We start from the raw sequence: 12,306 nt of genomic DNA, 5'->3' as shown, positions 1-12,306 counted from the left end.
GGGCGGCAGGCGAAGGACGGGGGACGGCATGGCCGGGTTCATCATCAGGCGGCTCGGGGTCATGGCGCTGACGGCGCTGTGCATGACATTCATCGTCTTCCTGCTGACCAACCTGCAACCGAACCTCGAAAAGCTGGCCAAGACCCAGGCGGGTGCGCGGATCACCGATGCCGAGGTCGCCAGCTGGATCGACCGGAACGGCTATGGCGCGCCGATGCTGACGCGCTATGGCGAATGGCTGGGGGTGCTGCCAGCCCCGCTTGTCACCGACGCGGACGGACAGGCGGTCGGCGGGCGCTGCCTGCGCGGCCATCCCGAGCTTGCCGCGGAAGAGGTGCCGCGCTTTTGCGGCGTGCTGCAAGGCGACTGGGGCTATTCGACCAAGTTCCGCCGCCCCGTGACCGAGGTGATCGCCGAGCGGTTGCAGCGCACGGGTTTGCTGATGGCCTGGGCCTTCGCGACCATGGTGCCGCTGGCGCTGATCGTGGGCGTGCTGGCCGGGATGCGCGAGGGCTCGGTCCTTGACCGGGGGCTCTCGACGGTCTCGATCGCGACGACCTCGACGCCGGAATACGTCTCGGGCGTGATCTTCGTCGCGATCTTCGCCTCGTCGATGGTCGGGCTGAAATGGTTCACGGGTTCGGCGAAATCGGCGGTCGAGGGCGCGACCTTCCAGAACTTCACCCTGCCGGTCGCGACCGTGGCGCTTTACGGCATGGGCTATATCGCGCGGATGACGCGGGCCTCGATGGCCGAGGTGATGACCGCGCAATACATCCGCACCGCCCGGCTGAAGGGGCTGAGCTTTCGTGCCGTGGTGCTGCGCCATGCGCTGCGGAACGCGCTGATCGCGCCCTTCACGGTGATCATGCTGCAATTCCCCTGGCTTTTGACCGGGGTGGTGATCGTCGAGGCGCTGTTCGTCTATCCGGGCTTCGGCGACGCTCTGGTGCAGGGCGCACAGAACAACGACATCGACCTGCTGCTGGCGGTTTCAGTGGTCGCGGTGATCGTCGTGCTGGCGACGCAACTGCTGTCCGACATCGGCTATGCGGCTCTGAACCCGCGGATCCGCGTGGCATGAGGGGACGGGGATGGAGCCTCTGAGCTGGACCGGCGCGCTCGGCCCCTGGCTGGTCCCCGCGCTCGAGGCCGCGCTGATCGCCCTGGCGCTGGCCGCGCTCGCCCATCCGCTGGCGCTGCTGGCCGGATACCGCATGGGCCCGGGCCCCGAGGCGGCGCGGTCCGGCCCCGGCAGGGCCGCACGGCTGACGGGCGGGCTCCTGCGCCTGTCGCTCTGGGCGCTGGCAGCGGTGCTTGCGGCGTTCCTGATCGGCGGCCTGCTGGTGCCGCCCGAGGCGAAGGGCATCCTCGGTCGGATCGCGACCCGGCTCTGGCCGGTCTGGCTTTCGCTGGGGGCGAGCTTCGCGCTGATCGCGCTTTTCCGCCGGCGGCTGGGGCTGCTCGGTCACCTGCTTGGCAACCCGGCTGGCGCCGTGGGACTTGCGCTGGTGATGTTCTGGGTCTTTGCCGCGCTCTTCGCCGACCAGATCGCACCCTTCGATCCGGTCACGGACGTAATTGCGGGGATGAAGAACAAGCCCCCCGGCACGCCCCTGCCCGCCCCAGGCGACGCGGCCTATGGCTATTATCTTCTCGGCGGCGATGCGCTTGCGCGCGACGTCTTTTCGCGAGCGGTCGCCGGGGCGCGGGTCGTTCTGGCCATTGCGCCCGCCGCAACCGTCTTCGCCTTCATGGTGGGGATCACGCTCGGGCTGCCCGCGGGCTATCTGGGCGGACGGCTCGACATCCTGCTGTCGTTTCTGGCCAACCTCGTGCTGGCCTTTCCGGTGATCCTGCTGTTCTTCCTGCTGGTGACGCCCGAGATCGTGGCGATGGGCGTGCCCACCTACATGGCCGGGGCGCTTTTCCTCTTCCCGCTGATCTTCCTCACGATCCTGTGGAATTCGCGCTTTCGCACCCGGCCGCCCCTGCGCGCGGCCCTGATCGGGGCGACGCTTGGGCTTGGCGGCTGGCTTTATGCCGGACTTGCCTGGAACGCCGATCCCTTGGGGGTCGTGTCGATGCCTGCAGGCGTGCTGATCGTTTTCGTCTCGGTCGTTTTCGTCAACGCCCCGTCGGTCTTCCGGATCGTGCGCGGATTGACGCTCGACATCCGCACCCGCGATTACGTAGCCGCAGCCCAGACCCGCGGCGAAGGCCCCTGGTACATCATGCTGTGGGAAATTCTGCCCAATGCGCGCGGGCCGCTTCTGGTGGATTTCTGCCTGCGCATCGGCTATACGACCATCCTGCTGGGAACGCTCGGGTTCTTCGGCCTGGGTCTTGCGCCTGAAAGCCCCGACTGGGGCACCTCGATCAATGCCGGGCGGGGGCTTCTGCAATTCGTGCCGTTTCCGCCACTGGTGCCGGCCGTCGCGATCATGAGCCTCGTGCTGGGGTTGAATTTGCTGGCGGATGGCCTCCGCGAGGAAAGCCTCAAGGAATGACGCGATGACGAATTTTCGCAGAAAATTCGCGCCCCGCCCCGACGGGACCGCCAGATGACCGCGCCGCTTCTGGAGATCGACCGGCTTTCGATTGCCTTCACCACCCGCCGGGGCGACATCCCGGCCGTCGCCGATTTCTCTCTCTCCGTCGCCACCGGCGAAGCGGTGGGACTGGTGGGCGAATCCGGCTGCGGCAAATCCACGGTGGCACTGGGCGTCATGCGCGATCTCGGCCGCACCGGCCGCATCACCGGCGGCACGATCCGCTTTCGCGGCCGCGATCTCGGCACGCTCTCCGAGCCCGAGCTGCGCCGGATCCGCGGCAACGACATCGCGATGGTCTATCAGGAGCCAATGGCCAGCCTCAATCCGGCGCTGCGCATCGGCCGCCAGCTGATGGAAGTGCCCCGGCTGCACCGCGGCGCCTCGCGCGCCGAGGCGCGGGACCTGGCGCGCGAGATGGTCGCCGATGTCGGCCTGCCCGACCCCGACCGCATCCTGAACGCCTACCCGCACCAGTTGTCCGGCGGCCAGCAGCAGCGGATCGTGATCGCCATGGCGCTGATGTCGCGCCCGGCCCTGCTGATCCTCGACGAACCCACAACCGCGCTCGACGTGACCGTCGAGGCCGCCATCGTTGATCTGGTGAAGGGGCTCGGCCGCAAATACGGCACCGCGCTGCTGTTCATCTCGCACAATCTGGGTCTGGTGCTCGAGGCCTGCGACCGGATCTGCGTGATGTATTCCGGCGAGGCCATCGAACAGGGCCCGGTCCGCCACGTCTTCGACCGGATGCGCCATCCCTATACCCAGGCGCTTTTCCGCTCGATCCCGCTGCCCGGGGCCGACAAGACCACGCGCCCGCTGGAAACCATTCCGGGCAGTTTCCTGATGCCGCAGGATCGCCCCCGGGGCTGCAATTTCGGCCCGCGCTGCACCCATTTCAAGGCGGGGCTTTGCGATGCCGCCGCCATTGCGATGCGGCCGGTCCCCGGCGCCGACGACCATCAGGCGCGGTGTCTGCGGTTCGAAGAGATCGACTGGCAGAGCCGCCCACCGGCCCCCGAGGCCACAGCCCCCGGCGAAGTGGGCGCGCCGGTCCTGACCGTCTCGCGGCTGAGGAAGTATTACGAGGTTTCCTCGGGCGGGCTCTTCGGGCGCCGCCGCCGCAAGCTGGTGCGCGCCAACGAAACGCTCAGCTTCGAGGCCCGGCAATCCGAGACCCTTGCCATCGTGGGGGAATCCGGTTGCGGCAAGTCCACGCTGGCCAAGGTTCTGCTGGGGCTCGAGACCGCGACCGCGGGACAGGTGCTTCTGGACGACCGCGAGGTGCAGGAAACCCCGATCCAGAAGCGCGGGCCGCGCGCCGTGGCCGACCTGCAGATGGTGTTCCAGAACCCGTTCGACACGCTGAACCCCTCCAAGCGGGTCGGCGGCCAGATCCTGCGCGCACTCGAGGTCTTCGGCGTCGGCGCGACCCGCCGCGCGCGGCGCGAGCGGATGTTCGAGCTGCTCGATCTGGTCCGGCTGCCGCGCGATTTCGCGGATCGCATGCCGCGCCAGCTCTCGGGCGGGCAGAAACAGCGGGTGGGCATCGCCCGCGCCTTCGCGGGCGGCGCGCGGATCGTTGTGGCGGACGAGCCCGTCTCGGCGCTCGATGTCAGCGTTCAGGCGGCGGTGGCCGATCTGCTGATGGACATCCAGCGGACCCGCCGCACGACGCTGATCTTCATCTCGCACGACCTGTCCATCGTGCGCTATCTCGCCGACCGGGTGATGGTGATGTATCTCGGCCATGTGGTCGAGATCGGCAGCACCGCCCAGGTCTTCGCGCCGCCCTATCACCCCTATACCGAGGCCCTGCTGTCGGCGGTGCCGATCCCCGATACCCGGGTCGAGAAGACCCGGATCGTGCTGGAGGGCGACGTCCCCTCGGCCATCGACCCGCCGCCGGGCTGCCCGTTCCAGACCCGCTGCCACTGGAAGGACCGGGTGCCGAACGGGCGCTGCGCGCGCGAACTGCCGCCGATGGTCGAGCTTGGCTCCGGCCACCGGATCCTCTGCCATCTCTCGGCCGAGGCGCTCGGCGAAATGGAGCCGGTCTTCCGCCTCGCCGCCGAATGACCCGCGCGAGACGACCGGACCCATGCTAGGCTCGGGGCAGCCGAGGAGGAGGCCCATGCTCACGCTTTATCACGCCCCGCTGTCGCGCTCGACGCGGGTGGTGCAGCTGATCGCCGAGATGCGGATCGAGGACAGCGTCGAGGTGCGCCTGACCGACCTTCCCCGTATCGACGGCAGCGGCGCGCGCGATCCCGCCAACCCGCATCCCGAGGGCAAGGTCCCGTTCCTGGTCCACGGCTCGGTCGGCATCCGCGAAACCAACGCGATCCTGCTGTATCTGACGGATCTCTACCCCGAGACGCCGCTTGGTCGGCCGGTCGGGCATCCGGGGCGCGGCAGCTACCTGTCCTGGCTTTTCTGGTATGGCAACGTGATGGAGCCGGTCTATCTGGCCGAGCGCCAGGGCCTCAGCGATCCCGCGATCGCCAGAACCTGGCGCGGGACCGACGAGGCCGCGGCGAGGCTGGGGGCTGCGCTGGCCCGGCATCCCTATCTGGTCGACGACATGTTCTCGGCCGCCGACCTGCTGATCGCCTCGACCTATGGCTGGTTCCGCGACCTGATCCCCGAAGATCCGGCGATCCGGGCCTGGGTGGACCGTTGTCTCGACCGTCCGGCGCTGACCGGCGTGCTGGAACGGGACCGGGCCGCGATGGCCGACCGGACCGAGCGGGCACCGGCCTGAGCCCGCGCGCCCCCTGCCCCGGCACGCCTCCGGCACGGCGTCCTTTCCCCGAAGAACCCGCCCCCCCCCCCACATGCGAAAGGGCCGCGCCTTGCGGCACGGCCCTTCGAAACCCGATGAAACGCCGATCAGCGTTTCGAGAACTGGAAGCTCCGGCGGGCCTTGCGGCGGCCGTATTTCTTCCGTTCGACGACACGGCTGTCGCGGGTCAGGAAGCCCGCGGCCTTCAGCGCCCCGCGCAGCGAGGGATCGTAAAGCTGCAGCGCCTTCGAGATGCCGTGCTTGACCGCACCGGCCTGGCCCGAAAGACCGCCGCCGGCAACCGTCGCCATCACGTCGAACTGGTCCTCGACGCCGGCCACGGTAAAGGGCTGGCGCAGGATCATCTGCAGCACCGGACGGGCGAAGTAGACCTTGATGTCCTTGCCGTTGACCGAGACCTTGCCCGAGCCCGGCTTGATCCAGACACGGGCGACCGCGTCCTTCCGCTTGCCGGTGGCATAGGACCGGCCCAGCGAGTCGCGGACGGGTTCGCGGGGCGCGTCATCGTCCGCCGAGGCGGCGGGCTTGCCGGACACGACCGACTGCAGCTCGTCGAGAGATTTGATTTCTTCGGCCATCACGCGCTCCGGGTGTTCTTCGAGTTCATGGACTTGACGTCCAGCACTTCGGGGTTCTGGGCCTCATGGGGATGCTCTGCCCCGGCATAGACGCGCAGATTGGTCATCTGCTGGCGGCTGAGGCGGTTGCCCGGCAGCATGCGCTTGACCGCAGCGACCACGACACGCTCGGGATGGGCGCCTTCGAGGATCTGCTCGGCGGTGCGGTGCTTGATCCCGCCCGGATGGCCGGTATGCCAGTAGTATTTCTTGTCGGTGCGCTTCTTGCCCGTCATCTGCACCTTGTCGGCGTTGATGATGATGACGTTGTCGCCCATGTCCATGTGAGGCGTGAAGGACGGCTTGTGCTTGCCGCGCAGACGCATGGCGACGATCGAGGCGAGACGGCCGAGAACGACGCCTTCGGCGTCGATCAAGATCCATTTCTTCTCGATATCCGCCGGGGTAGCGGTAAAGGTTTTCATTGGCTCTGCCCTGTATCGGCTGAAAGATCGGCCCGGGAACGGCGCGTCCGCCCCGAAACTCGGATGGGCGTTTTCTAAGCATTTCCCGGCACAGGTCAAGGACCTTGAGCGCCGATTTATCACATCAATTCAAAGCCTTGCAAAATAGGTATCAGGATACCTCAAATTTCTGGCGCGATCGGCCGTGATCGGGCGCGAAAATGCGGAACGCCGGCCGTTTCCGGCCGGCGTCGAAGGCATTCGGACGGGTCCGGTCAGGCGCGGCGGCGGCGCATCAGGGCCACCGCCCCCACCGCCGCCGCCAGCAGCGGCAGCGTCGCCGGCAGCGGCACCGGCGCCGGGTCGTCATGGGGCAGCTCGCCCGCGAAGGCCTGCGCATGCACCTGCCCGCGCAGAACGGCCGAGCCCGCGAAGATGTTGCCCTCGATGGCGGTCGAGTTGGTCAGCGCCGCGTTCCCGGCCAGGATCGAGCCGTACATCTGCCGACCGAGCGTGACCGAGGTCGCCTCGTAGAAGTTCCAGATGATGCGCTGGCCGTCGCTGGCCTGCAGGCCCAGCATGTTGTCCTCGATCAGGATCGACGACCCCGCGACGTTCAGGATCAGCGTGTCGGTCGCGCCGAGGCTGAAGGCGATCTGACCGATCGAGCCGCCGAAATCGGAGATGTCGAAGTTGTAGACATTGAGCCCGCCGTTGGTCGCGGCAATGTTCAGCGTGTTGCCGCCGCCGGTGACCGTCGTCGTTCCGGTGGCTGCCAGTTTCGACAGATCCTCCGACGCCTTGTTCAGCGTGGCAACCACATCGGTCGGGAACAACGCCTCGAAAGCGGCGTTGCCCGCCAGCCCGTCTTCGACCAGAACGCCGTCAAAGCCGGGCCTTTCCCTGTTGTTGATCAGCGTCCCGGCCGACAGCGTGCCCCCGATCAGCGCCTCGCCGGTCCTTTCGACGCCGTATTCGATCACCCCGGTCGAAACGTCGCCCCGGACCGCCAGGGTGGTGCCATAGGGCCCGATGCGCACGCCCCCGCTGCCGGTGACATCGCCTTCGACGACAACGTCTGCATAAGGCGAGTCCGGAAGCGCGATCGGGTAATCCGCCGGGCGAGCGACGAAGTCCGGCTTGCCGGCCGAGGTCACCAGATCGCCGCCCACATAGGCGCGGCCGTAATTGTCCTGGTTGGTGACGAGATCGCCGGCGGTGATGATCGAAAACTGCGCCAGGATCTCGGACGCAGACAGGGTCGCGGCTGGCGCAGCCCCCCCCAGAGAGACCGCCATCGCGGTCCCAAGCAGGAATTCCATTTTCATTTCAAGTATTCCCCAAAAGAACTCGTACAAGGACACCCGCCTCGGCCCCCACCGGTGCGGCACCCAATGCTCATATTTTACTCGTTCCAGCTTGCGGCAACAAGAGCCGCGTTCCGGACTCCCCGAAAAGAGAACGATCACGCCACGTCACCGAACGAGGCGCGCCGCAACGCGGCAGGTTTTGGTGCGACATGGGGCACTTTCGGGGCCTTTTCGCGAGTTTGCTATTGATCGAATCCCAAACCTTCCCTAGGTGAGCCCAACGATCGGACCCGATCCCAACTTCGGATCTTCCCGGGGGGGCGCTAAGGGGCCGGCTGGATTCAATCTGCTGGTAAGAAGGGGCGCGCCATGACTGACGCCAACCTCTTCCGACTGGGGATCGGTCTGGAGACAGGCGCCCATGCGGAAGATCACCGCGGCCATGCGGCCGCCAACGCCACCCGTGACGTCTTCGACGACTCGCGTGACGATCATTTCATTCGCCGTGACGGCCGGATCTTTGCCGGCACACATCTGATCATCGAGGTGGTCGACGGCGAAGGGCTCGACGACGAGGCCCGGATCCAGAAGGCGTTCCGCGACTGCGTCGACGAATGCGGCGCGACGCTTCTGCACATCCACACCCACAAGTTCAGCCCCCAGGGCGTGAGCGGCGTGGCGGTGCTGGCCGAAAGCCATATCTCGGTGCACACCTGGCCCGAGATCGGCTATGGTGCCTTCGACGTCTTCATGTGCGGCGACGCCGAGCCCTGGCGAGCGGTCGAGGTGCTGCGTGCGGCCTTCGACGCGGGCGATATCCGGGTCAAGGAACTGCTGCGCGGCGAGGACGTGGTGGCCGCGCGCGTCGCGGCCTGACACGGACGCATCGCCACTCAGCCCCACCAGAACGGTCGCGCCGCCTCGCGGCGCGCCGCCTTGGCGTCGATGCCGATATCCTGCACCAGATGCGGCGCCAGCCGGGCCAGATCCGCCCGGGTGCGACGGTTTCTGAGCCAGCGCGCGAAAGGCCGCGCAAGCGGCCCGGCGCTGGCCCTGCGGTTCGGGGACAGGACGGTTTGGCGGACGGTCATGGCGGTCTCCTTCGGATGTGCAGCGGGGTCCATCCGGCCCGCAGCGCGCGCCCCGGTGTTTCGGCCCCGACCGAAGGCTTTCGACTTGACCCCGATGGCGAGGCCCGGAAGGCTGGCTCCATGAAAGACGGTCCCGACATTTCCCGCATCGCCGCGCTGATCGGCGCCCCGACCCGCGCGTCGATCCCGACGGCGCTTTTGTCGGGCCGGGCGCTGAGCGCGGGCGAACCGGCCTGCGAGGCCGGATCCAGCGCAGCCACCCCCTCGGGGCGTCTGGCGCAGCGGGCTGAGGCCGGGCCGATCCGGCCGCGCAAGCAGGACCGTCACCGCTATTTCGCGCTGGCCGGAGACGAGATCGCGGGCCCGTTCGAGACGCTGAGCGCGCTTGCGGGCGCCAAGGGTCATCCGCGCAGCCGTCCCGGCCCGCGCGATGCCGCGCTGCGTAAGGTCCGGACCTGCCACGACCATATCGCGCGCGCCCGCGCGGGCGCGATCTTCGAAAGTCTCGCCGCGCGCGGGTTTCTGACCGTCGCGCGCGGGGACGTGGCCCCGACCGCCCGGGGCGCGGCCGTCTTCGCCGGGCTCGGCAGCCCCCTGCCCCGAACCGGACCCGGGCCGCGTCCGCTCTGGCGTGCCTGTCTCGACAGGAGCGAGCGGCGCTCGCATCTGGCGGGCGCGCTGGGCGCGGCCCTGCTGGCCCGCGGGCCCGAGGCCGGCGGACAGCGCCGTCTGGCCCGGGGGCGGCATCTGCATCTGACCCCGGCGGGCGCGCAGGCCCTGGCCGAGGCCTTTCCGACCTGACCCGGGCACCGGGTCCCCATCCGACAGATCTCAAGGAGCGACGCGATGACCGACACCCCGATCCCGGGCTGGACCCTCGAACGCCTGCACAAGGGCTATGGCCAGGCGCTGGAGGAAACCGAGGTTCTCTATGACAGCCAGACCGACCACCAGCGGCTGAGGGTCTTCGAAAACCCGCGCTTCGGCCGGGTGATGACGCTCGACGGCGTGGTGCAGGTGACCGAGGCCGACAACTTCATCTATCACGAGATGCTGACCCATGTGCCGATCCTCGCCCATGGCGCCGCGAAACGGGTGCTGATCATCGGCGGCGGCGATGGCGGCATGGCGCGCGAGGCGCTGCGGCATCCTTCGGTCGAGAGCGTGACCATGGTCGAGATCGACGCGGGCGTTGTCGAGTTCTGCAAGACCTACCTGCCCGGCATCAGCCAGGGCGCCTTCGACGACCCGCGGCTGAACCTCGTGATCGACGACGGGGCCGCCTTCATGCGCAACACCGATCAGAAATTCGATGTGATCGTCGTCGATTCCACCGACCCGATCGGCCCGGGCGAGGTGCTGTTCACGGACACCTTCTATGGCCATGCCAAACGCGCACTGACGCAAGACGGCATTCTGGTGACCCAGAACGGCGTGCCCTTCGTGCAGGGAGAGGAACTGACCAATTCGATGCGCGCCTTCAAGGCGCTCTTTGCCGACTGGGGCTGCTACATGGCGACGGTGCCCACCTATGCCGGCGGACCGATGGCCTTCGGCTGGGGCACCGACGGGCCGGGGCGCACGGTGGCGCTGGACGAGCTCGAGGCGCGGTTCGCGGCGGCGGCCATCCAGACCGACTATTACACGCCCGAGATCCACAGGGCGGCCTTCGCGCTGCCGGGCTATGTCCGGCGGCTGATGCCCTGAGCACGGGACCCGAGCTGTCGGAAAGGCAGGGCCGCAGTCGGGCCGTCGGATCCCCGGCGGCCCGCCGCGTCCGGATGGTGTGCCGCCGCCGCAGGGGCCGGTCCGACTTCGGGTGACCCGGCCCCCCGCGCCGACTGCCGTCTAGCCGATCAGCCCCGACCGGTCGCCCAACGTCTCGTAGTGCCGTTTCAGGCGCTGCAACGCAATCCGGAGCACGATCTTGCCCGAACGCGCCGACCAGCCCATGCGCTGTTCGGCCTGCTCCAGCCCTTCGAGGAAACAACAGCAGCGCAACGCCACGTCGCCAAGCCCCGGACCCAGTTCGCGCAGAGCTGCGGCCACACGATCCCGCGCTGCCGCCGAGCCCCCGGACGCCCCGTCCGCACCGAAGAACGACCCACGATCGCCGCCGGTGAGGAACCGGTCCCAGTTCTGGGCCACCCGCGGCCCCAGCTGCGCCACCTCGAAATCCTCGCGCAGCCGTTCGCCCGCCGCCACCAGATCGTGGCTCAGGAACGGGTGGCCGTCCTTCTCCTTTCGCCGCGCCAGAATGGCCAGCGGCGACTCGGCGCGGTTGAAGCGGATCCGCTCGGCGCGGGCGTTCTTCTGCACCTCCCAGTCGCGATGCTGCGCGGCAAAGGGCGACTGGGCCTCCGCAAAGCCGTCGCGCCGTTCGGCCTCTTCGGCCTGCAGCCGCTTGAACGCGGCGCGCCCGGCGCTGCTGATGTCGTAGATGGTTACCCGGCCGCGGGTGCGGCAGGCGATCCAGTCCTTCAGGGCGAAGGCCTCGGCGACCGAGCGGTCCACCACGGCGGTCCGGGTCGTCTGGCCATCGGCGCTTTCGCGCAGGATGGCCGCCTTCTCCATGTCGCGGGCGACCGCCATGAAGGCTCCGGGTTCGTTCAGGCGCCGCAGCAGGCGCAGGGCCTCGCGGTCGATTGCGGGCTCGTCCGCTGCGGGGGGCAACGGGCGCGTTGTCGGAGACATTTGGGGGCTCTCCTTCTTGGGGGCGGAGGCACCGGCCCGGCCACCGAGCCGGGTCAGCGCATCGTCGATTAAGGGATCGTCCCGCCGGGTTTCGACCCGGCGCACCTGACGCATGACCGTCGAGGGATGACACCCCTCGATCCGGGCAAGTTCACGCAACGAAACGCCTGCCTCGGTATGAGCCAGATAAAGCCGCGCCGCCTGCGGCAGCCAGGCCGGAACGGACTGATTTGGGCACTGCGTTCCCACAACAAACCTCTCTTGAGCTTTCTGGAGAGGCGGCCCCGTGGAACACCAGGCGACCGCACAATACAATCCAAGGTTGTTTTGGTTACCGTTTAGTTAAGAATTGTTCCACGTGTTCATTCTTGTTTCCAAACCATAAAAATTCCTGTGGATAACGCGCGCTCAAATCGCCGGATGCGCAACACCCGTTCAGGTTGTGCGAGGATGCCTCCTGTCATCAATCGGAGATCGCGCCATGAACATGCTTCCCGCCACGCTCGCCACGCTGCGCCGCCCTCGCCTGCTGGTGCGTGCAGCGAGGTTCGGCCTTGGCGATTATCGCCGCGAACGCGACCTCGCCCGGCTCATGCAGGGGCGGCTGCCGGACAGTGCCCAGACCGCACTGTCCTGGCTGATCGATCAGGAACAACGAATGGAAACCATCCGGCAGTCCGGGGACGCCGGGTACTCGACCGCGCGGCATATCGAGCTGCTGATCGCGCTGATGGCCGAAGCCCGGCTGATCTGCGATTTCGAAAGCACCCACGCGGCGGAATGAGGGGCGGGCCCGGCCAGGGCCGAGCCGCGCCCCTCGGGGGCCGGT

General features: G+C 68.1%; 13 protein-coding genes. 8 read left to right on the top strand and 5 right to left on the bottom strand.

All coding sequences use genetic code 11. From position 1 onward, the window contains the following. Positions 1-28: 28 nt before the first annotated feature. The 4 genes from BYZ73_RS03820 to BYZ73_RS03805 are packed head-to-tail and all read left to right on the top strand — an operon-like array spanning position 29 to position 5,319. The gene (locus BYZ73_RS03820) at positions 29-1,084 is read left to right on the top strand and encodes an ABC transporter permease (protein ID WP_112314951.1); all 1,056 of its coding nucleotides are present in this window, start codon (positions 29-31) and stop codon (positions 1,082-1,084) included. Positions 1,085-1,094: 10 nt separating this feature from the next. Continuing rightward, the gene (locus BYZ73_RS03815) at positions 1,095-2,510 is read left to right on the top strand and encodes an ABC transporter permease (protein WP_112314950.1); all 1,416 of its coding nucleotides are present in this window, start codon (positions 1,095-1,097) and stop codon (positions 2,508-2,510) included. Between the two features lie 54 nt (positions 2,511-2,564). Then, positions 2,565-4,634 carry a dipeptide ABC transporter ATP-binding protein gene (locus BYZ73_RS03810; RefSeq protein WP_112314949.1) on the top strand — a complete coding sequence of 690 codons (2,070 nt, stop codon included), beginning with the start codon at positions 2,565-2,567 and terminating at the stop codon, positions 4,632-4,634. A 55-nt stretch (positions 4,635-4,689) separates the two neighbouring features. After that, on the top strand, positions 4,690-5,319 hold the full coding sequence (locus BYZ73_RS03805) for a glutathione S-transferase family protein (protein WP_112314948.1): 630 nt from the start codon (positions 4,690-4,692) through the stop codon (positions 5,317-5,319). Positions 5,320-5,447: 128 nt separating this feature from the next. Here the strand turns inward: BYZ73_RS03805 and rpsI are convergent, their stop codons facing one another. From rpsI to BYZ73_RS03790, 3 genes are all read right to left on the bottom strand, one after another. Continuing rightward, positions 5,448-5,939 carry a 30S ribosomal protein S9 gene (rpsI, locus tag BYZ73_RS03800; protein ID WP_108023002.1) on the bottom strand — a complete coding sequence of 164 codons (492 nt, stop codon included), beginning with the start codon at positions 5,937-5,939 and terminating at the stop codon, positions 5,448-5,450. After that, positions 5,939-6,403: a 50S ribosomal protein L13 gene (gene rplM, locus BYZ73_RS03795; RefSeq protein ID WP_075785837.1), complete on the bottom strand. Its 465-nt coding sequence runs from the start codon at positions 6,401-6,403 to the stop codon at positions 5,939-5,941. Before rplM ends, rpsI begins: the two co-directional genes overlap by 1 nt. Before the next feature lie 254 nt (positions 6,404-6,657). Beyond that, the gene (locus BYZ73_RS03790; RefSeq protein ID WP_181497948.1) at positions 6,658-7,704 is read right to left on the bottom strand and encodes a collagen-binding domain-containing protein; all 1,047 of its coding nucleotides are present in this window, start codon (positions 7,702-7,704) and stop codon (positions 6,658-6,660) included. Between the two features lie 357 nt (positions 7,705-8,061). Between BYZ73_RS03790 and speD the strand changes: the two genes are divergently transcribed. Further along, positions 8,062-8,568: an adenosylmethionine decarboxylase gene (speD, locus tag BYZ73_RS03785; RefSeq protein WP_108022998.1), complete on the top strand. Its 507-nt coding sequence runs from the start codon at positions 8,062-8,064 to the stop codon at positions 8,566-8,568. Positions 8,569-8,585: 17 nt separating this feature from the next. On the opposite strand, the gene BYZ73_RS03780 is transcribed toward speD, so the two are convergent. Next, positions 8,586-8,783 carry a YjiS-like domain-containing protein gene (locus BYZ73_RS03780; protein WP_108022996.1) on the bottom strand — a complete coding sequence of 66 codons (198 nt, stop codon included), beginning with the start codon at positions 8,781-8,783 and terminating at the stop codon, positions 8,586-8,588. 120 nt (positions 8,784-8,903) lie between these two features. Between BYZ73_RS03780 and BYZ73_RS03775 the strand changes: the two genes are divergently transcribed. Both BYZ73_RS03775 and speE read left to right on the top strand, forming a co-directional pair. Continuing rightward, on the top strand, positions 8,904-9,584 hold the full coding sequence (locus BYZ73_RS03775; RefSeq protein WP_108023681.1) for an ArsR/SmtB family transcription factor: 681 nt from the start codon (positions 8,904-8,906) through the stop codon (positions 9,582-9,584). Between the two features lie 45 nt (positions 9,585-9,629). Beyond that, a complete protein-coding gene (gene speE / locus BYZ73_RS03770; protein ID WP_108022994.1) occupies positions 9,630-10,490 on the top strand; it encodes a polyamine aminopropyltransferase in 861 nt (286 codons plus the stop codon). 141 nt (positions 10,491-10,631) lie between these two features. Here speE and BYZ73_RS03765 read toward each other — a convergent pair whose 3' ends face one another. Continuing rightward, positions 10,632-11,636 carry a DUF6456 domain-containing protein gene (locus tag BYZ73_RS03765; RefSeq protein WP_245943038.1) on the bottom strand — a complete coding sequence of 335 codons (1,005 nt, stop codon included), beginning with the start codon at positions 11,634-11,636 and terminating at the stop codon, positions 10,632-10,634. Between the two features lie 322 nt (positions 11,637-11,958). On the opposite strand from BYZ73_RS03765, the gene BYZ73_RS03760 reads away from it, so the two are divergent. Continuing rightward, the gene (locus BYZ73_RS03760; RefSeq protein ID WP_108022991.1) at positions 11,959-12,261 is read left to right on the top strand and encodes a DUF6477 family protein; all 303 of its coding nucleotides are present in this window, start codon (positions 11,959-11,961) and stop codon (positions 12,259-12,261) included. Positions 12,262-12,306 lie beyond the last annotated feature (45 nt).

It is taken from the genome of Rhodovulum viride, from assembly GCF_003265965.1.
Taxonomy (GTDB): domain Bacteria; phylum Pseudomonadota; class Alphaproteobacteria; order Rhodobacterales; family Rhodobacteraceae; genus Rhodovulum; species Rhodovulum kholense.
Note: the sequence above shows the minus strand (reverse complement) of the source record. Positions and strands in the feature narration are given on the sequence as shown.